19 protein-coding genes and 2 riboswitches are annotated in these 20676 nt (G+C 48.1%); of the genes, 6 read left to right on the top strand and 13 right to left on the bottom strand.

The genetic code is table 11. The features are described from left to right. Positions 1-70: 70 nt before the first annotated feature. The 6 genes from ASF12_RS21995 to ASF12_RS21975 all read right to left on the bottom strand — a co-directional run bounded on the left by ASF12_RS21995 (position 71) and on the right by ASF12_RS21975 (position 6448). A complete protein-coding gene (locus ASF12_RS21995) occupies positions 71-1447 on the bottom strand; it encodes a HAMP domain-containing sensor histidine kinase (RefSeq protein WP_056039552.1) in 1377 nt (458 codons plus the stop codon). Continuing rightward, entirely contained in the window at positions 1440-2123 is a 684-nt protein-coding gene (locus ASF12_RS21990; protein WP_056039549.1) for a response regulator transcription factor, read from the bottom strand. Before ASF12_RS21990 ends, ASF12_RS21995 begins: the two co-directional genes overlap by 8 nt. A 163-nt stretch (positions 2124-2286) precedes the next feature. Further along, the gene (locus tag ASF12_RS21985; RefSeq protein WP_063892634.1) at positions 2287-3228 is read right to left on the bottom strand and encodes a putative sporulation protein YtxC; all 942 of its coding nucleotides are present in this window, start codon (positions 3226-3228) and stop codon (positions 2287-2289) included. A gap of 105 nt (positions 3229-3333) precedes the next feature. Further along, positions 3334-4323 carry a DMT family transporter gene (locus ASF12_RS21980; RefSeq protein WP_056039542.1) on the bottom strand — a complete coding sequence of 330 codons (990 nt, stop codon included), beginning with the start codon at positions 4321-4323 and terminating at the stop codon, positions 3334-3336. Between the two features lie 132 nt (positions 4324-4455). Continuing rightward, a riboswitch (FMN riboswitch) is annotated at positions 4456-4604 on the bottom strand. Positions 4605-4720: 116 nt separating this feature from the next. After that, positions 4721-4894 carry a hypothetical protein gene (locus ASF12_RS34675; protein ID WP_155973374.1) on the bottom strand — a complete coding sequence of 58 codons (174 nt, stop codon included), beginning with the start codon at positions 4892-4894 and terminating at the stop codon, positions 4721-4723. Positions 4895-4948: 54 nt separating this feature from the next. After that, a complete protein-coding gene (locus ASF12_RS21975; protein ID WP_056039539.1) occupies positions 4949-6448 on the bottom strand; it encodes an MFS transporter in 1500 nt (499 codons plus the stop codon). A 138-nt stretch (positions 6449-6586) separates the two neighbouring features. On the opposite strand from ASF12_RS21975, the gene ASF12_RS21970 reads away from it, so the two are divergent. After that, positions 6587-7411: a MerR family transcriptional regulator gene (locus ASF12_RS21970; protein WP_056039534.1), complete on the top strand. Its 825-nt coding sequence runs from the start codon at positions 6587-6589 to the stop codon at positions 7409-7411. Positions 7412-7539: 128 nt separating this feature from the next. On the opposite strand, the gene mqnC is transcribed toward ASF12_RS21970, so the two are convergent. The 4 genes from mqnC to metA form a co-directional block, all read right to left on the bottom strand. After that, the gene (gene mqnC / locus ASF12_RS21965; RefSeq protein ID WP_056039530.1) at positions 7540-8676 is read right to left on the bottom strand and encodes a cyclic dehypoxanthinyl futalosine synthase; all 1137 of its coding nucleotides are present in this window, start codon (positions 8674-8676) and stop codon (positions 7540-7542) included. A 194-nt stretch (positions 8677-8870) separates the two neighbouring features. Then, a complete protein-coding gene (locus tag ASF12_RS21960; protein ID WP_056039526.1) occupies positions 8871-10043 on the bottom strand; it encodes a trans-sulfuration enzyme family protein in 1173 nt (390 codons plus the stop codon). A gap of 4 nt (positions 10044-10047) precedes the next feature. Further along, positions 10048-11211, bottom strand: coding sequence for a PLP-dependent transferase (locus ASF12_RS21955; RefSeq protein WP_056039525.1), 1164 nt, complete (start codon positions 11209-11211; stop codon positions 10048-10050). A gap of 26 nt (positions 11212-11237) precedes the next feature. Then, entirely contained in the window at positions 11238-12155 is a 918-nt protein-coding gene (gene metA / locus ASF12_RS21950) for a homoserine O-acetyltransferase MetA (RefSeq protein WP_056039522.1), read from the bottom strand. Between the two features lie 101 nt (positions 12156-12256). Then, positions 12257-12363, bottom strand: a riboswitch (SAM riboswitch). A 387-nt stretch (positions 12364-12750) separates the two neighbouring features. Here metA and corA point away from each other — a divergent pair. Then, positions 12751-13686 carry a magnesium/cobalt transporter CorA gene (gene corA, locus ASF12_RS21940; protein ID WP_056039516.1) on the top strand — a complete coding sequence of 312 codons (936 nt, stop codon included), beginning with the start codon at positions 12751-12753 and terminating at the stop codon, positions 13684-13686. A gap of 493 nt (positions 13687-14179) precedes the next feature. Here corA and ASF12_RS21935 read toward each other — a convergent pair whose 3' ends face one another. Beyond that, positions 14180-15433: an MFS transporter gene (locus ASF12_RS21935; protein WP_235533246.1), complete on the bottom strand. Its 1254-nt coding sequence runs from the start codon at positions 15431-15433 to the stop codon at positions 14180-14182. A 252-nt stretch (positions 15434-15685) separates the two neighbouring features. On the opposite strand from ASF12_RS21935, the gene ASF12_RS21930 reads away from it, so the two are divergent. From ASF12_RS21930 to ASF12_RS21920, 3 genes are all read left to right on the top strand, one after another. Further along, positions 15686-16588: a LysR family transcriptional regulator gene (locus tag ASF12_RS21930; protein WP_056039515.1), complete on the top strand. Its 903-nt coding sequence runs from the start codon at positions 15686-15688 to the stop codon at positions 16586-16588. A gap of 37 nt (positions 16589-16625) precedes the next feature. Continuing rightward, on the top strand, positions 16626-17435 hold the full coding sequence (locus tag ASF12_RS21925; protein ID WP_056039514.1) for a histidinol-phosphatase: 810 nt from the start codon (positions 16626-16628) through the stop codon (positions 17433-17435). A 272-nt stretch (positions 17436-17707) separates the two neighbouring features. After that, complete coding sequence (locus ASF12_RS21920) at positions 17708-18562, top strand: EamA family transporter (protein WP_056039510.1); 855 nt, start codon at positions 17708-17710, stop codon at positions 18560-18562. 142 nt (positions 18563-18704) lie between these two features. Here the strand turns inward: ASF12_RS21920 and ASF12_RS21915 are convergent, their stop codons facing one another. Further along, positions 18705-19103, bottom strand: coding sequence for a DoxX family protein (locus ASF12_RS21915; protein ID WP_056039508.1), 399 nt, complete (start codon positions 19101-19103; stop codon positions 18705-18707). A gap of 201 nt (positions 19104-19304) precedes the next feature. Here ASF12_RS21915 and ASF12_RS21910 point away from each other — a divergent pair, with 201 nt between their 5' ends. Further along, positions 19305-19613 (top strand): winged helix-turn-helix transcriptional regulator, encoded by a 309-nt coding sequence (locus ASF12_RS21910; protein WP_056040108.1) that lies wholly within the window; start codon positions 19305-19307, stop codon positions 19611-19613. A gap of 297 nt (positions 19614-19910) precedes the next feature. Here the strand turns inward: ASF12_RS21910 and sdhB are convergent, their stop codons facing one another. Beyond that, entirely contained in the window at positions 19911-20675 is a 765-nt protein-coding gene (sdhB, locus tag ASF12_RS21905; RefSeq protein WP_056039506.1) for a succinate dehydrogenase iron-sulfur subunit, read from the bottom strand. Between the last annotated feature and the right edge of the window lies 1 nt (position 20676).

Below are 20676 nucleotides of genomic sequence, written 5' to 3'. Positions count from 1 at the left end.
TCTCGCTGTATAACCTCCTTCATCATAACGAGTAATTTTGTACTAATTATGTACAGGGCCGCCGTCTGCCCTAATTGGATTTATCTGGTGGAGCGAGCGGCAGCACAACGGTCATCGTCGTCCCTTTGCCCACTGTACTCTCTACCCTGATTTCCCCCGCATGGAGCTCGACAATCCGCTTAACGATCGAGAGGCCGATGCCATTTCCGCCAACGGCACGCTCGCGGGCTTGATCTATTTTATAAAAGGGTTTGAAAATATGGTGTAGCTCCTCCTCCGGAATGCCCACTCCACTGTCGGCAACCGACACGGTCACGCTATGCTGGCTTACCGACAAGTTAATCGCAATGACGCCTCCAGCTCCAGTGAACTTAATCGCATTGCTCAGCAGGTTCGTCCAAAGCTGGCTCAGCTTATCTTCATCAGCCGAAATCGTTACGGGCTCCAGGTCCAAATCGAGCTGAATGTTCTTGTAAAACCAAAGCGGCTCGCTGGCAATCATGACATCTTTAAGCTGCTCATCCAAGCGATATTGGCTCATATTCGGCTGAATTTGGTCCTGCTCGAGCGCGGACAGCTTGAGCAAATCCTGTGTCAGCCGGGAAAGGCGGTCGCTTTCCTCCTCGATAATGGTGAGCAGGCGGAGACGGCTTTCCTCATCCATTTTTTTCTGCTTAAGCGCCATTGTGAAGCCTTTAATCGAAGTAAGCGGAGACTGGATTTCATGAGAAACGTCCGAGACGAACTGCCTTCTCACCCGCTCCAGCGAATCGAGCTCCTGCGCCATCTGATTGAAGCTTGCTGTCAGCTCGCCGATCTCATCCTTGCGTTTCGTAGCAAGCCTGATGCTGAAATCGCCTTTTGCCATTTTGCGCGTAGCCAAGGTTAAATGCTTCAAAGGCCGCACCATATAACGGGAGGTGACGATAACTAGAAGCGTTCCGACTAATAGCACCAAAATAAGCTGCATGCGGAAATAGCCGAAAGCCAGATTGGCAACGCCATTCGTTTCAGGCTTTATAAACAAGGCATAAGCATGTCCTTCAATTTGAAAAGGAAGCCCTACGACGAGCCGGTCATAATCTTTATCCATTCCGCCCCGGTAAACGCCGCCGTTCAGCACGCTGCGCAGACTTTCCCCCTCTACGTGCAGCTTATGATTGGCAACCTTATCGGTTTCATGAAGCGGTATGCCTTGTTCGTCATAAACGATAAAGGTAAAAATCGGCAGCGCAGTAATCCCCTCCATTAAAGCATCCAAATTGTTCGGATAAGAGTGTTTGTAAGATTCAATTATCGTTTTGCCGCTGGCGATTAAATTGTCCTGTACGTAGGTACGAAGCTTGTAGCTAAATAAAAAATGGGTCATGAAAAAGCTTAAAACGACGCTCGCCAAAACCGATGCAACAAACACCAAAATTAAGCGGACATACAGCGATTTAATCACGGTATACCTCCAACCGGTAGCCAAGCCCCCAGATCGTCACGATTTTAAAATCCTGATCATACGCGGCAAAACGCTCCCTCAGACGTTTAACATGCGTATCCACCGCCCGCTCGTCGCCCTTGTAATCGTAGCCCCATATTTGCTCAATTAACGCATCGCGCTTGAACAGCTTGCCCGGATAGCTTGCCAGCAAAAACAGCAGCTCAAATTCCTTGAGCGGTATGGACTCACTTGAGCCCGTATCCTTATAGCGGATTTGATAGCTTGTTTTATCGAGCGTCACTTGGCCAAGCCTGACGATTTGCGAGATTGAAATCCGGTACCGCTTCAGCAGCGCCTTCACCCGCATGACCAGCTCCATCGGGTCAAAAGGCTTCACCATATAATCGTCGGTGCCCAGCCGAAAGCCTTTAATTCGCTCCGGCGCCTCCCCTTTGGCGGTAATCATCATAATCGGCTTGTCCCCCGCTTCCCGCACCCGGCGGCAAAGCTCCCAGCCATCCATCTTCGGCATCATAATGTCCAGAATAATGAGATCAACCGGATGATTGCAAAAATAATCCCATGCGTCCGCTCCGTTGCCTTGCTCTATAATCTCCATGCCTTCATCCTCCAAATACAAACGGAGCAGCTGGCGGATATGCGGATCGTCATCTACTACGAGTACGGTCGTCATGCGGCTACCTTCTTCCCGATTTTAAGTACAGTTCTATGTCATAGTGTAATACACATTTTTGTATTTTTTATGTAGGAAGTGAAAAAAACTCGCCGTTGATCGGCGAGCCTGCAGCTAGTTTATTTGGCTAGTTCATAATGCTGATTCATATTACTGATTTATTTTAAGGCTGAGTAACACCATCATTCCATTCCCCCATTGCGTGGGAGCACAACACGCAATCATTGCACACCGACACCCGGTTGTCAAAAATCGTTTCAATCGTCCGAATGACCTGCATATCGACCTGCTGCGTATGAACGACAATTTGCTTCGGTGATGCAGCAATTAGCGAGCTGATGACCATATCCTCAATGTTCATTTCCGTTTCCAGCATTTCGGCTACCAAGCGATCGGAATGCGGCTTCGGCTCAAACAATTGAAATTTGTCATTATACAAAATAAATTCATGGTTGCCTTTATGAACCAAATGGACCATGGCGACCTTCGATTGCTGCAGCCCAACAAAATATTTGAGCAGCGAAATAAACTCCTGATATTGCTTATCCAGCACATATTCATCCAAGGCATATTCCACAATATCGCCTAGCTCGTGACGATATCCATGAAGTCTGAAGGTGGCGATACCGCCAAGGTCGAGCTGTGTATTTTCACTTAAATACAGTTCGATTTCCTCGGCTACCTTAAGCTTGCGGCGCTTTCTGTCCGCATCCAGAAACTTGGCATTCAAGCCATCCAGATCGGTATCCTGCATCAGCTGGCTGCAATATTTTTCGATAACGGAGATGTCCGTGGAATGGCCGCCCTGATATTTTTTCTTAATGATGCTGATGAGCATTTCCGATTCCAAATTGGTTACAACAAATTCAGCAAGCGCTTTGGCTGCACTGTGGTACAGCATTTCTCCATGCTTATTCAGTTGAAAATAAGGCGTTGCCGACTGGCACATAATGCTGCCCGCAGGCTGCAGCTCGAACTGCACCAAACGCCCCTGTGATGCTGCTTCAATATGTAGATCCTCATTCGTATATTGCGCCATTAAGGCCGCTAATCCAGCTGCCGTAGATTGAAGCTTGGAAGGCAGCGTAACGGTGAATAGTTCCATAAAAAAGCCAACCCCTTTCATTCCCCTCTAAACAGTATATGGTGCACGAAGCAACGATATACGATGAAGACATTGGGAATGAAGGGGGCTATGAATGTGCTGGATTTAAGCGGCAGCTTGTGGCTGCTGAACAGCCTGTTCATTGCTGCTGCGGCTCATAAGCCATAAGGTCAGCCAAATGAGCAGGAAGCCGCTAAGCTGCCCTAACGTCAGCGTCTGGCCAAATACGAGCCAGTTAATCAATACGCCGACGGCAGGGAAGGAAAGCTCAGCAAGCGTCGCGTATACAGCTTTAGTTGAGGAAAGCCCTTTGTAATACAGAAGCATGCTGATTAAGCCTGGGAAAAAGGCTTGAAACAATAAATTGACGGCAATCAGCGACAATTGGCTGCCCTCAGCATTGAGGCTCCACGCGTCGCCGCTTGCCAGCAAAATAACGCTGAGCAGCGGCAGGGCAAGCAGAAACCTGAGGGACGTCACAATGGAAAAGGACAATTTCTTTTGCAGCAAATATTTGCCCATGACGGTCGAACCGCCCCACAATGCCGCCGCGATGATCGAGAACAGGCAGCTGAGCAAAGCAAGATCATGCAGGCCAACTAACGGCGAGCCGAACCCGAAGGTCAGCAAATAGGTGCCTGCGAGCGCCGCCAGCAAAAAGACGAAAAACTTCCGCGGCAGCTTTTCCTTCAGCAAAACTCTGGCGAGCAAAATCGCAAATAACGGCTGGAGCTTCTGAAGCAGGAGCACCGCATTCGCGCTGCCATGCGAGAAGGCTGCGGTGAACAACACCGTCGCTACAGCTGAGCCGCCCCAGGAAATGAACAGCAGCGCCCCAATGACGCCAATTGACAGCTTGCCGACTAATGTACGGCGGAATTTAAACAATACGGGGACTGCGTAAAAAGCGAGCAAAATATGCTCAATAAATACAATTTGCGCCGAGGTAAAGCTTTTGAGCAATAAAATACGGAACAGCGGGTCAAGACCCCAAAGTGTCGCGCCAAGCGCCACATACCATATCCCGTTAATGCCTGCAATGCGTGATGTTCGCCAGCCCGCTTTCTCGCTAGCCAGCTCTAATGTGTTCTGCAATTCAAAAACCTCCTGAGAAAGTTTTGAATTGAACCTTCTTTTCACTATGAAAAAGAAACAATGCCCCTGTCAGTAAACTGACAAGGGCATCATCAACAAACCTGATAAATGAATGTCATTTAACAAGCTGGTTCTGATCTTCTCCCGTCCGGACTATACCGTCGGCTCTGGATTCTCACCAGATCAGTCCCGGCTGCAAGCAGCTAGGAGTCGCGGGCTCTGGATGCTCCGAACGCATCCTTACCGCCGGTAGGGAATTGCACCCTGCCCTGAAGATTCATATTCGATTAAATCGTATTGTAACACAAAAGATTACAGTTTGAATAGTCTATTTGCATGGAAAATTTGCATTTCCGATTAAAATTTTATTTTTCCGACCTCTTTTCTTGGTTTTCATCTATTCCTCGACCAAATTTCTACCAACCCTCATCCGTTCCTCGTCCCTTTGCTTTAACTTTTCAAGCAGCAAATCATGCTGCTTGCTGTCTTCTTTAATGATGTTTCTGCCTGCAAGAATGAAATAGGCGATCCCGCCTAACATGCATACAATCACTATTATTTGATTAATCATCTACGAACCCTCCCCTCGTCCCAATTAATAACCATGCCTTGCTGCTTAACCGGATCAGGACCGAGCGGAGCTTCTTTTCTTAGAACGCGTTCTTGTCAAACCAACGCTTACCGAAGCTGCCACTAAAAATAAGGTAACACCCGCAATAATCGTGAAAAAGGACTGATCAAAAGCAGCACGGCCTGCTGCTTTTAGCGCCTCGGCAGCCTGTGCAGGCAATCCTTCTGCAACTAGAAGCGCTTCATCCAAACTGTCTTTCACATTACCTGGAACTTGGAGTCCAGCAGGGATTTTCATAGTCAAAGTGTATACAAGGCCTGACATACTTCCGATGATCGCAATACCCGACGCTCCGCCCATCTCATAGGCTACTTCCTCAATCGATGCAGCCATACCCGCTTTCTCAGGGGGAGCATAGCTCATAATAGAATGCGATGCTGCTGTCATCCCTGCTCCTAGGCCTGCACCAAGGAGAGCCAGTCCAACAATCTGCCCGGCAATGCCCGAATCAAATTGCAGAAGATACACACCCATTCCCAGTGCCGCGATTAGAAGGGCGGCGCTCTTAATACGAATGACATCATAGCGATGCAGAATCGATCCAGTCAGCGGACCAGCAATGAGTGCTGCTAGCGGTATGCTTAACGTATACAGCCCCGCTAGAAGCGGACTCAGGCCTTCCACCAGTTGAAGACGCTGGGTCACCATATACTGAACCCCCATCTGCGCAAATGTACCTACCAAAGCCGTAATAAATGCAGCCGAGAAACCATTTATTTTAAATAGCGAAAGATCAATAAGTGGATTTTCATTTCTATTTTGCCGACGAATAAAGATGATTAAAGCCACGATGCCGATAACAGCCCCTATGACCGCAAAAGTCAGCGACCCTTCGCGCCGAGCAAACTCCTTAATGGAATAGATAATCGCTACCATCGCTATCATAATTTGAATCGAACTAATTAAATCCCACTTCTTTTCTTTATTGCCCGGATGATTTGGCACATATAGCAGTGTCAATACAAGTGCAATAATGGCAATAGGAAGGTTAATTAAAAACACTGAACCCCACCAGAAATGCTCCAGAAGAAGTCCACCTACGATGGGACCTAGCCCTGCACCTCCAGAAGCAACAGAGCCCCAAATGCCGATTGCCAATCCAAGCTCGCGTCCATCTGTAAAGGTAATTCTGATAATCGACAATGTGGCAGGCATCATCATGGATGCTCCGATGGCAAGCAGAACCCGTCCCGCCACTAGCACATAGGGAGCGGGAGAAAAAGCGGCAAGTAATGAAGCTGCAGTAAAGACGAGCAAGCCGGCAGAAAAGATTTTTTTATGCCCCCAGCGGTCGCCTAACGTTCCCATTGCAGGAAGCAGGCCCGCCATAACGAGCGAATAGCCATTCAAAATCCACAATTTTTCCGAAGCGGACGCACCGAGATCGTGGGTTAAGCTGGGCAATGCCGTATACAGGATGGTCATATCCATCACAATAAGTAAAAGTGCGCTTGAAACGATAACCAGAACCAACCAACGTTTGAATTTAGACATGTTATTCCTCCATGAATACAAGTTAACTTGCTTCAAACACTAAAGTATCGGGTTACCCCATAGTCAAGCCTAAATTGTTAGGCTACAATAGGGTTGATGGTTGATTCATTTTGTTAGCTTATAACGGAGGAATGAACGATGTCCGAGAGCCGCAGCTTATATCTTACGACCAGCGAATTTGCCAAAACTTGCGGGGTTACCAAACATACCCTGTTTCATTATGATGAGATCGGGCTTTTAAAACCAGAATATGTAAACTCAAAAGGTTATCGTTATTACTCCGTTCAGCAATGTTACGTACTGGATATTATCAATGTACTGAAAAAAGCGGGGAGCTCCCTACAGGAAATCAAAGGGTTTATTCAGAATCAGAACACTCCTCTGTTCATAGAACTGCTCGAACAGAAACTGCATGAACTAGAGATGGAACAGATTAGAATACAAAGGATGCAAAGACTTTTGAAAGGCGCCATCGAAATGTCGGAGCAAGCTGCAGGAGTACTTCAAGAGGGACCGTCAGTGGCGGAAGGTGATGAGGAATATTTTATTGTCACTCAACTGGAACAGGGCGATGGTGACAAGGAGTTTGCTCACAAATTAAATGAACATCGCAGCTACTGTGAAAATCACTTGATTGAAACCGAGTTTCCGATAGGGACTATTTTAGGCAAGGATCATTTTGAATCAGGCGATTATTATGGGGACTTCATTGCCAATAAGCTAAAAGCTCCGATAGTAGGAGATCGAATAATTATCAAACCCAAAGGGCTTTATGTTGTCATGAATCATCGAGGATCTTATGAAACGATGTCCGAAACGTACGCTATAATAAAAAAATATATGGAAAGTAACGGCTTGTCCATATGCGGAAATGCGTATGCGGTAGAAGTGCTCAGCTACCTTTCGGTAAAAAATCCGAACGACTATATTATACAAATATCGGTCGAGGTGTCTGAAGTGTGAAATGCTGCTTTAGAGGCAAGAACACAAAAACGCTTGTCTAATATCTATCCTGTAACGGATAAAATATTAGACAAGCGTTAGTAAGTTTAATTACCGAAAGTAGCTCCGAATTAGCTGATCACTAAAACCTAATTTTGCATTACAAAATCCTGCTCAGCCTTATCGCTTTCATTGTACATCCGCAAAATTTCATAGCGAGTATTGCGCTGCGCCGGAACTTTGCCCGCTTCGCGAATAAGCTTCAAAATCAGCTCAATGTTGACCTTGTGCGTTGTGCCCGCAGCAGACACTACATTTTCTTCAATCATCGTACTGCCGAAGTCGTTGCAGCCATAGGCCAGCGAAAGTTTACCCATATCAGGGCCCATCGTGACCCAGGAAGATTGCAGGTTGTCAATATTGTCGAGGAAAATGCGGCTTACCGCGACAATTTTCAAATATTCCTCCGGCTTCGCTTTCTCCATCGGCATTCTCGTATTGTCTGGCTGGAACGGCCAGGAAATAAAGGCTGTAAACCCTTCGGAGTCGTAGCCATTCGCTTTGCATTCATCTTGAACGTCACGAATGCGCAGCAAATGCAGGGCGCGCTCCTCCATCGTTTCTCCAAAGCCATAAACCATTGTAGCCGTCGTATTCATGCCATGGCGATGAGCCGACTTCATTACGTCGATCCAGTCCGTATAAGAGCCCTTCTTGCGGCTGATTTTACGGCGTGTGCGGTCATCGAGGATTTCCGCGCCGCCACCTGGCAGCGAATCCAGTCCCGCCTCATGCAGCTGGCGAACAACCTCATCCAGCGACAATCCGTCTGATACTTCCTTCATCTTCTGTATTTCCGCAGGCGAGAAGGAGTGCATCGTAATGTCCGGGAAGCGCTGCTTGATTTCCTTCAGCAAATCCGTGTAATAAGTAAAAGGCAGATCCGGGTTCGTTCCGCCCTGCATCAAAATTTCGGTTCCGTTAACGTCAATCGTTTCTTGAATTTTGTTCATAATCGTCTCGTTATCGAGCACATAGCCCTCTTTGGAGCCTGGGGCACGATAAAAGGCGCAGAACCTGCAATAAACGTCGCACACATTCGTGTAGTTGACGTTTCTTCCTACAACGAAAGTCGTTACAGGCTCGGGATGCTTGCGCAGCATAATTTCATTCGCGACTTTACCCATTTTCTCAATCTCGTCGGATTCGAACATAATAATACATTCTTCCAAGCTGATTCGTTCACCCCGCAGGGCCTTATCCAATATCTGGTCCAACGTTGCCATTACGCAAGACCTCCTTATCTATAGCTGTAGTTTTGATGTTGCGCTTTTTTTCACAAACTAATTAAGTATAGGCCAATTTTATCATACTATGCTCATATTCGTCATCTTTCGTTTACAGTCATTATAGCCGCTAAAAAGGAAAAACACGGCTTGTCAGTAATGACAGCCGTCTTTTCCTCCACTTTACGAGGCTGTTAGCCGCGCAAAGCCTGATCCAAATCTGCGAGCAAATCGTCGATATGCTCAAGGCCTACCGAATAACGGACAAGACCGTCCGTTATTCCGCGTTCATGGCGCACTTCCTTCGGCATTGCCGCATGCGACATCATGGCCGGATACGATAAAATGCTTTCTACGCCGCCCAGGCTGACAGCTACAAGCGGCAGCTTCACACGGCCAAGCATCGCTTTCGCCCGCTCGCCGCTGCCCACATCAAAGGACACGACTGCGCCATAGGCGGAGCATTGCTGTTCATGAACCTCACGGCCCGGATGATCGGCAAGGCCAGGATAATAAACCTTCGTTACCTCTGGATGGTCATTCAGCCATTCCGCCAGCTTGCGCGCGCTGCGCTCGCTATGCTCCATGCGGGCTTGCAGCGTCTTAATGCCGCGCATAAGCAGCCAGCATTCATGGGCGCTCAGTACAGCGCCGAGGCCATTTTGCAGCTGATACAGCCTGCGTCCCAGCTCTGGATCAGCCGTTACAGCAAGGCCCGCAAGCACGTCGCTATGCCCGCTCAGAAACTTAGTCGCGCTGTGCACGACTATATCTACTCCAAGCTCTAGCGGACGCTGGTAATAAGGCGTCATAAACGTATTGTCCAGAATCGTCAGCAGGTTATGCTCCTTCGCCCACGAAGCCACCTCCGAAATGTTGGTGATTTTCAGCGTCGGGTTGGAAGGGGTCTCTATAAATACCGCTTTCGTATTTGCTTTATATGCCGCTTTAACAGCTGCAAAATCCGTCATATCGACGAACGTCGTTTCCATGCCTAAACGGTTCAGCACTGTCGTAAGCAGACGGTATGTACCTCCGTACACATCCTCTGTCACAATTACATGGTCGCCCGCCGACAGCAGCAGGAATGTCGTTGAAATCGCCGCCATGCCGGATGCAAAGGCAAAACCTCGCGTACCGCCCTCCAGCAGCGCAATTTGATCCTCCAGCGCCTGCCTGGTCGGATTGCCGGACCGGCTATAATCGTAAGGCGGATTTTGGGACAAATCGCTTTGATGGAACGTAGATGCCTGAAAAATCGGGGTACTGGATGCACCCGTCTGCTCATCAAAGGATCCTTCAAAATGAAGCAATTTCGTAGCAAAATGACGCTTGGCATATTCCTCTTTGTTATGTCTGTCGCTCATGCTGCTATACCTCCCCAATCTCTTGCTTAGCTGCGGCAAGCGCCTGCTCCAAATCGGCAATCAGGTCATCTGCATGCTCAATGCCAACAGAGAAGCGAAGCAATTTATCATCAACGCCGACTGCACGGCGAATTTCTTCAGGAATATCGGCATGCGTCTGCACAGCCGGATAGGTCATCAGCGATTCAACGCCGCCCAAGCTCTCAGCGAAAGCAATCAACTCGATATGGCGCAGAATGGGTTCAATGTAACGGGCGTCCTTCACGCGGAAGGAGAAAATGCCGGTATTGCCCGACGATTGGCGGTTTTGCACCTCATGTCCGGGATGATGCGGCAAAGCCGGATAATAAACCTCTTCAATAGAAGGATGCTCCAGCAAGTAGTTGGCGATTTTAGTTGCATTATACTCATGACGCTCCATCCGCAGCGCTAGTGTTTTCATGCCGCGCATTAACAGCCACGAATCCTGCGGTCCGAGAACGGCGCCAATGGAGTTATGCAAAAACGCCATTTCCTGCGAAAGCTCTTGTCCCTTCGTCACAATAAGGCCAGCGAGCACATCATTGTGGCCGCCCAAATACTTAGTCGCGCTGTGGACAACGACATCTGCCCCCAGCTCAATTGGACGCTGGAAAAACGGCGTCAGCAGCGTATTGTCTACAATCGTCAGCAGTCCTTTGGACTTCGCCCATGATGCGACACGCTCAATGTCGGTAATCATCATTAACGGATTGGTTGGCGTCTCGATTAGTACCGCCTTCGTATTCGGTGTACACAGCTCGCTCATCGCATCAATATCGTTCGTATCCACGTAGGATGCTGTAACGCCATATCTCGACATAATCTTCTCCAGCAGGCGGTAAGTGCCGCCGTACAGATCAAGGGATACAATCAAATGATCGCCTTGGTGAAACAGGCCGAATACCGTTTGCAAAGCGGCCATGCCTGAGCTGCATGCGAAGCCAGCGTCGCCAGACTCAAGCTTGGCAGCTGCCTCTTCCAATACGGCACGGGTTGGGCTTTTTGTACGAGCGTAGTCAAAGCCTGTGCTTTGTCCAAGCTTCGGATGGCGGAATGCCGTCGCCTGATACACAGGGAAGCTTACGGCTCCGGTTTCCGTATCCTTTTGCGAACCAATTTGCGCTAATTCACTTTCGATTTTCAACATGGGCTGTTGCTCCTTCTATTATATAGTTAGATGTTTGCTCCCAAATCAAATGGCGTCTGCTGGTACACGTAATAGTTGAGCCAATTCGAGAAAAGCAGATTCGCATGCGCCCTCCACGAGGAGTACGGTATCGCTTCCGGGTTATCACCCGGGAAATAGTTTTTCGGCAATGCAATGTCGAGCCCTTTCGCCTTGTCGCGGTCATACTCGTTTTTCAGCGAGAAGGGATCGTATTCCGAATGCCCGCTGACGAAAATTTGACGGCCATCCTTGGAAGCGACAATGTAAACGCCCGATTCCGCCGATTCCGACAAAATTTCCAGACGTTCCACCTGTTCAATATCTTCGCGACGCACTTCCGTATGACGGGATTGCGGCACGAGGAACGCTTCATCAAAGCCGCGAAGCAGCTTGACGTTCTGTTTCTCAATCGTATGATGAAACACGCCGAAAATTTTATCATCCAATTCATATTTCGGAACGCCATAATGATGGTAAAGTCCTGCCTGCGAGGCCCAACATATATGGAAGGTCGAAGTAACCCGCCGTGCGCTCCAGTCCATAATGTCCTTCAGTTCCTCCCAATAGTTCACGTTTTCAAAATCAAGATGCTCGACAGGAGCGCCTGTAATGATTAAGCCATCGTAAAACTCATGGGAAATTTCGTCGAACGTTTTGTAAAAGGCATGCAGATGCTCGTAGGACGTATTTTTCGACGTATGCGTCTTCGGACGAAGCAGCACAACCTCCACTTGCAGCGGCGTGTTGCCGATCAAGCGCAGCAGTTGGGTCTCCGTCGTTTCTTTCTCAGGCATTAAGTTCAAAATCGCTATACGCAGCGGCCGAATATCCTGATGATAAGCAACGCTTTCGTCCATGACGAAAATGTTCTCACTGTTTAATATTTCTTTGGCCGGCAAATGGTCGGGAACTTTAATTGGCATGCAGAATCACTCCTTTAATGAGATTATCAGCATTCCCAAATATAAAAAGACCCTTTCTGTCGAGAGAAAAGGTCGTTTGCTCAAAAAATAAGCGGTCGCCTCTCTCATCTCTCAGAAACATCGAAATGTCTCCGCAAGAATTAGCACCGTGCTTACGCCGGTTGCCGGGCTTCATCGGGCTAGTCCCTCCGCCTGCTCTTGATAAGAAAGTAGTTCTATTCAATTATGGAATTGCTGCTTATAAGCCTACTTTAATGGATTCGGGCAGGCGCGTCAAGCCTGTGAACTGCATATACTATAGAAGGCTGATCTTTCGGCTTCATTTACGGTTTTTTCGCTTGAATGTAAAGCTGCTGCGGGAGTATACTAGACAAGGATTGAAACGCCGAGTGAAAAAATTGGTGTTTTTTATCCAAAAATCCACATGATAAAGGAGTGCATACGGACATGGAAGGCGACCGACCAAGGCCTGAACACAACCGAATATGGCGGCTGCCCAGCCACTGCGTAATGCGCCCTGTTTTTCTATAAATAACAGTGCTCTGTGCAAGCGGCAAAGGCGGCCTCCTGTCCATTTCAGAGAGGAGATGCACAGATGAAAATCCGTCTGGTCAACAACGGCTTGTTTACCCCTATTGAAGATATTGCTGATACACTCATTCCATCGCCGGAGGGCTTTTATTGGATTGATGCCGATGTGGAGGATTTGGCTGTATTGCAGCCGCTGTTCCACATGCATGACCTCGCGGTAGAGGATTGCCTCACCGAGGAGGAGCAGCGCCCTAAGATCGAAATTTATGAAAGCCATTATTTTATCGTTATTAACAGCATTCGTTTTGATGATGAGGAAATTTTCCTGCGCGCGCTGAACATTTTTCTCGGCCGCCATTATATTATTACCGTTACGAAGCAAAAAATTAATGAGCTGCGCTCCCTGAAGCCTGTCCTGTGGGAGCAGGAAGTCAGCCGCCCCGATTATTTTTTATACAATCTCGTTGATATTGTCGTCGATAACTACTTCCTCGTCGCCGATCGAATTGATACGAGGATCGAAACGCTCGAAGAAGATATCCTAATGCATACGAAAAAATCGCATCTGAACGAAATTATCGGTTTGCGCGGTGAAATTTTGTGGCTCAAGAAGGTGCTTGGCCCGCAGAAGGACGTTATCGCTACGCTGAACAAACGCGATCTTAAGCTGATTGATGATCAGCTGCAAAAATATTTTAGCGATATTTATGAAAATGCTGTCAAAATCGCCGAGACATTTGATACGTTCCGCGAGCTGATGGGCAACTTGCGAGAAGCTTACCAGTCCAGTATATCGGCGCGAGCCAATGAAATTATGCGCGTGTTTACCGCGATGACGACGATATTCATGCCGCTGACCTTCATAACCGGTATTTACGGAATGAACTTCGACTTTATACCTGGCCTGCATATGCGAGGCGGATCGTATATTTTGCTCGGCATTATGCTTGCGCTGGGCTTTGGGATGTTTTTTATTTTCCGCAAAAAGGAATGGTTGTGACCGTAGGGCACAACCATATAAATGCTATTAAGACCTTGTCGTAGAAGCCTGATGGAAAAGATCCGTCGCTGCGTAAAAAGTTTGGATTCCGGGATGCCTCTGCATTTTTCTGAATGGATACCGCGCTGCGGTAAAAATGCAGATGCAAAGGCGAACGCTGCGCTCCTCCATCTCAAACCTTTTACTCCGCTCGCCTTTTCCATCAGGCTTCTACTTTTTTTACGGCTTAAAAGCTTTTATTTGCTTTTGTGCCGGTTATTTATGGAGTGCATTCGCTTTTTTTACATAGGCTCATGACCAACCTCGATTACAAAATCATCGTACAAACCCCAAATCTTATGCTGCAAACTCCCCTCCTATTGCTGTAAAAAATCATCGAGTCATGAATGTGTACTTAGGTAATGCTGGCAGCAGCTTTATAGTTCTTTTGAAAATAAAACGCAAAGCCCGGCGGCCAGTCCTTTTCATTGGATTAGCGCCGGGCCTCGTATGTTCATGCTTCAGCTGCCCCATCATCCCCTGCCAGCGCCTCTGCTCTGCCCTTCGTCAAATTGACGAACATGAGCAGCACAATGCCGATGACGAATAACGCAATTAGCGAGAGGATGGCGACACGGGTAGAGCCTGTAACCGTCGCGACCACCGAGAACAACAGTGGTCCTACGACGGAGGAAAACTTGCTGGACAGCGAGAGAAAGCCAAAAAATTCACCCGATTTGGACGGCGGCACCATACCCGAATAAATCGAGCGCGAAATCGCCTGGCTGCCGCCCTGTACAACGCCAACCATAATCGCAAGCAAATAAAAATGCAGCGAGGTCGTCATAAAATAACCCAAAATGACAATAACGACGTAGAACCATAACGACACATATAACAGCTTTTTCGAGCCAAAGCGCGCGGCCAGTCTGCCAAATACAATCGTACACGGAAAACCGACAAACTGCGTAATTAATAGCGCCTTGATCATATCATCCGTATTAATGCCGATCCCTTGGCCATAAATCGTTGCCATAATAACTACCGTATTAATGCCATCGTTGAAAAATAAAAACGAAGCCATATATTTAAGAAGCTCCGGATATCGCTTAAGCGTTCGCAGCGTCCCGCGCAATCGCGTGAAGCCTTTGCCAAGCGCGGTGCCGAAGCCAACTTTGACCTTTTTCACAGGCTCCTTGACCGAACGAAGCAGCGGCAGCGAGAACACAAACCACCAGATGCCTACCGTAATAAACACCATTTGGGTCGCAAAGGTTTTGGTAGGGAAACCGAACAGCTCGAAATTTTGAAGCATTAAAATATTAACTAGCAGCAGCAAGCCGCCGCCCATGTAGCCATAAGCGTAACCCCGCGCGCTCACGACATCCCTGCGCTCCATCGGCACGCCGTCCGCCAGCAGCGCATCATAGAAGGTGTTCCCTCCTGCAAACCCCATCGTTCCTATAATGAGCAGGATGGAGGCGAGCAGCCAGTCCCCCTCCCCAACAAAAGCCATCGCTGCACAGGATGCAGCTCCCATTAGCATAAACATCGTCAGAAATTTGATTTTGGAGCCCATATAATCGGCAACTGCGCCCAAAACAGGCGACAGCACCGCTACGAACAGCATCGCAATACTTTGGGTGTAACCCCAATAGGCTTCCGCCTTCGTACCTGATAAATTAGACGCTGCCACACCTGAATAAAATATCGGCATGACGGTCGCCATCATCGTCGTCGCAAACGCCGAATTGGCCCAGTCGTACATGAGCCAGCCTCTTATTGCTTTCCTGTCCAGTCGTAACGCCTCCTCCCTAAATATGTACCTTCGTCCAACACACTTCGACAACGCCACTTCATATCCTCTTTAAATAATACGTAAAGCTTCTTCTCCTTTTTGCCGTCGTGCCGGATTTGCTTTATAATAGTAAGCAAAGCTATCACGAGGAAAGGCATCTACGCCTGCAAGCCTATTTCAATAAGCGTGTAATCGCTTCACTTAACCTGGAGGGGGATTGTAGTGAATATTAGCCAACTTGAAACACTCCTCACCATTTCCAAAACGATGAGCTTCCGCAAGGCGGGTGAGCTGCTTAATTTGACCCAGCCTGCTGTATCCGCACAAGTCAAAACGCTTGAAGAGGAATTCAAGACCGTTCTGATTGACCGCAATCAGCCTGTGACCCTCACCGACCATGGACAAGTTTTTCTGGAGCATGCCGAGAGAATTTTGCTTATTGTCGAAGAGCTTAAGGCTAAGCTTTCAGACCTCAACACGACGCCTCAAGGCCATATTTTGCTCGGGACAACTTCTTCCATTGCGATTCAAATTTTGCCGCGGGTATTAGCCTACTTTCAAGACCAGTTTCCGCTGATCAAAACAACGATCCATACGATGCCATCATCACAGGTGACCGCAAGCGTCGAAAATGGCACAATTGACATTGGTATTTCTTATTTATTTGAGAAAAATCCAAACCTGCACTCGTCCACTCTTTATTACGATACGTTTGAGCTTGTTGTATCTCCGGAGCATCCGCTGAGCGATTTGAAGCATACTACCGTAGAGGCACTCAAGGATATTCCTATGATCATGCTTGCACCCGACACACTAGGACGGCGCTTCGTAGACAAAATTTTTCGCCAGTACAACATTCAGCCGAACATTATGATGGAGCTTTCGAGCAGCGAAGAGGTTAAGCGCATGGTTGAAATTAATCTTGGCGCCGCCGTCGTCTCCAAACTTTCCATTGTCGAGGAGCTGCGGCGGGGCTCGCTCAAGATGATTAAGGTGAATGAGCTCGAAATCAGCCATCCGGTCGGCGTCGTCTACAAGTCCGGGAGATATTTGAATACGGCGATGCAGCAGTTTTTAAGCGATCTTAAGGGCATGCCGGAGCATCAATTTATTAGCAGCGAATAGACTGACAGCGCATTTTCAACTCAAGGAGGAAACAGCTATGAAATTTGATCTGCACACCCATCACGAACGTTGCGGCCATGCCGACGGAACGATTGAAGACTACATTATTGCCGCTTTGGACGCAGGTTTGCAGGCCATCGGCATTTCTGATCATTCGCCTTATTTCGGCCATAAGGACGACCGTCCTTTTCCCGGCATCGCCATGGCTCAATCTGAATTTGACAACTACATAAAGGAAGTACTTGAGCTTAAAGCTAAATATGAGGGGCGTATTGAAGTACTGCTCGGCATGGAGTCAGACTTTTTCCCTGAACGGCTTCCAGCTTATCGCGACGCCTATGAAGGTGTACCATTCGACTACATTATCGGCTCTGTCCATCAGGTAAGTGGAGTGAGCATTTTTAATCGTAATCGTTGGGAAAAGTTGACCGAGAAGCAGCAATTTGAGGATAAGCGCCGTTATTATGACCTCATCAGCCAATCGGCGCGCAGCGGCATGTTTGATGTGCTGGGGCATATCGATGCAATGAAAGGTTATTACCCCGCTTTCTCTGATATTAAAGCCGATGCCGAAATTGATGATACGCTCCGCATCATTGCCGAAAACGACGTTTCGATTGAAATTAATACGTCCGGCAGCACAAAATATGTAGGCGGCTGGTATCCGTCCGATGAAATTTTGGAGCGTGCCCATCATTTCGGTGTTAATGTGACCTTTGGCTCCGACGCTCACGTTCCAGCAAGGGTCGGGGACGATTGGGATCGCGTCAGCAAGCGCCTCAAGGAAATTGGCTTCAAAAAATGGGTGTTCTACCGCCAGCGCAAGCAGATCATCGTACCGCTTTAAGCCGTCTGCTTATGGGATCCGCAAATTCATGCTGCTTTGCTGTTAATCAGCAGAGCAGCCTCTTTTTTTGTATGGAGAACGTATGCGGGACGCCGCCATCGAACAAATGGACAAAAAAAGTGGACCTGCACCGAGCGCAGGTCCGAATTCGATATATTAAAAGGGGGTCTTGTTTATTATAATAACCGAGTATTGTAATAGGGGTATAACAGAATCATTTCATTTGTGTAACAAATGCAACAAAACCGTAAACAAACAGGGAGTTGAACAGCATGTGGCTAACGGTTGCCATCTCTAGCGCCATTTTATTCGGATTAGCCGGCTGGTGGATGAAAAGAAGCCAGATGAGCGGCGGTACGACCTCGGTGCTGCTGCTCGGGCTTTATGCCTCTGGTACAGTCGGGTTTGGCGTGCATGCCGCGTTTGAAGGCTCACTCGCTTCGTTAGCCGATTACCGGATCTGGATCGCTGGAGCGATCATTGGAGCAGGCTCGGCCATCGGCAATGCGGTCTTTATGAAGGCGCTGAATTACGGACCGGCCAGCCTGACCTCTCCACTGACGAATATGAACATCGTGCTCGTCGTTGTATTAGGCACGCTTGTATATAAGGAACCTTTGCATTTTACGCAAGCTTGCGGCATTTTGCTGCTGCTGCTTTCCGTTGTACTCATTTCTTATAAAAAACAGGTACAAACCGCTCCTGCCCAAAAACAGTGGTTTTTCTATGTTGGCGCTGCGGTCGTCTTTTTCACCTTCCGCAATGGCGGGCTCAAGGTGACGGAGGAATGGGGATTATCCAGCGCGCCGATTTTATTCGTGGGCTATTTGCTGTCCTTTCTATGGTTCGCCTTGTTAAGCAAAGAAAAAAACAGCAGCAACCGCAAGCCCGCCTATCGGACGGGCTTGCTTTACGGACTGCTCGCTGGCCTCTTCTCCTACGCCGGCCTCCAGCTTTATGCAACTGCGCTGGCAACGGGGCCCGCTAATCTAGCCGCGCCGATCTTCGCCACGAACAGCCTCGTCGTCGCGGCAGGCGCCATCCTGATTTACAAGGAAAAACTAAATGCCGCCCAGTGGGCGGCATTTGCATGCATGATGATCGGGCTTGTTGTCATCCGCTTATAGCGGCTGGCAGCAGGCTTTTTTTAAATATAGGAAAGTTTATGATTTCGCCATACTTTCTCTATATTTCTCGGACTGAAATGCGCTACGCCGCCAAAAGACGGCGACAGCCGTTTCACCTTGCAATACAGAACTGCTTCTTCCCTTATTTAAGCAAGGCGTCGATGGACAGCTCTCCCGCACCGGTCAAAGCAACGCCGACAAATACGGCGATAAGCACCAGGTTATATTCGTAGCCGTTCTGCGTTGACCACAACCCATTAGCGCCATGCACCTTCACAATCGCCATAATCATTGGGATGATCAGCAGCACCGCGCCAACCCATGTCCACAAGCCTGCTGCAAACAACAAGCCGCCCACCGCTTCGCTTAATCCTGCTGCCAATGCCATCAGTACGCCAGGCTTAACGCCTATCGAATCCAGCCATCCCCCAGTGCCTTTCAAACCATAGCCACCGAACCAGCCAAACAGCTTCTGCGCTCCATGACCAACCATCAACAAGCCTAATACTACCCGAATAATCAATAATCCTGTGTCCAACATTTTAACCTCACCCTTCGTCTTTTGTTTGGTTTCACAGCTGCAACACTTGCTCGCTGTTTCATGAACCCATCTTAATATATAAACTAACTTTTGTAAAGTAAATATTTAAAATAAAGTTAAATGGCGATATGGTGTTTATATGCACTTACTTTTCCAAAGTAGATATGTTATAATGGGTTAAGAAGAAACGGGGTGATCAGGTTGGATTATTCAACAATGTGCCCAAAGTATGAAGCAGCGGCCGAAATTTTAGGCAAGAAATGGACCGGTCTCATCATTCGGGTGCTACTAGCTGGACCAAAGAGGTTCAAGGAGATCAAGGAGCAAATTCCGGATATGAGCGACAAGATGCTTACCGACCGGATGAAGGAACTTGAACAACTTTCCATTATTAAACGAACGGTATATCCAGAAATGCCTGTTCGCATTGAATACGAATTAAGTGACAAAGGCCATCATTTAGAGCCTGTCATTGAATCGATTCAAAAGTGGGGCGAAGAGTGGCTGTAACAAGCCAGCTTTAAGAGCTACTAGTAGGAAATGCATAAAGGCAGCAAAAAAGAACCGTGAGAGCGGTTCTTTTTTGCTGCCTTTATGTCGTATTCGCGGCTGATCATTGACAAGTGCCATAATCTCTTTTATTATTGATACTGATTATCATTATTACAATCGTAAACGGCTGTCGTCGTCCTCTTGCGGCAAAGCTGCCGTTTCGCGGTGAAATATAAGCTGATTATAAAAGTAAAACTTATAAATGCTTATATTTTTAAAAAAAGCCTTCCACCGCTAAGGTGGAAGACCGTATATTTAAAATCCAAGCCATTTTTTGAACAGATGCTTCGTTGTATCTTTGTTGATTGCCGCAATTGACGTCGTAAGCGGAATGCCTTTCGGACAAGAGCGAACACAGTTTTGCGAGTTGCCGCAGCCCTCGATGCCGCCATCCTCCATCAAGGCTTCCAGACGCTCTTCCTTGTTCATTTCTCCCGTAGGGTGAACGTTGAACAAGCGAACCTGAGAAATAGCCGCTGGGCCAACAAAGCTGTTGCGATCGTTGACGTTCGGGCAAGATTCCAGACATACGCCGCACGTCATGCACTTGGACAGCTCGTAAGCCCATTGACGCTTCGATTCAGCCAGGCGCGGGCCAGGACCGAGATCATAAGTGCCATCGATCGGAATCCATGCCTTAACGCGTTTGAGGGCGTTAAACATGCGCTCGCGATTGATGACAAGGTCACGAACGACCGGGAAAGTGCGCATCGGCTCCAGACGTACCGGTTGCTCCAATTGATCGATCAGTGCGCTGCAGGCTTGGCGCGGCTTGCCGTTAATGACCATGGAGCAGGCGCCGCAAACTTCTTCCAGACAGTTGGATTCCCAGCATACTGGAGCTGTATTGCCGCCATCCGCCATCGTCGGATTACGCTGAATTTCCATAAGTCCGCTGATGACGTTCATATTCGGGCGATACGGAATTTCAAATTCCTCTTTGTAAGGCGCAGACTCCGGTCCATCCTGACGGGTAATGATGAACTTAACGGTTTTTGTAGCAGTAGTCGTATCAGCCATC

Source organism: Paenibacillus sp. Leaf72 (assembly GCF_001422685.1).
In the GTDB taxonomy this organism is placed as follows: Bacteria; Bacillota; Bacilli; order Paenibacillales; family Paenibacillaceae; genus Pristimantibacillus.
Note: the sequence above shows the minus strand (reverse complement) of the source record. Positions and strands in the feature narration are given on the sequence as shown.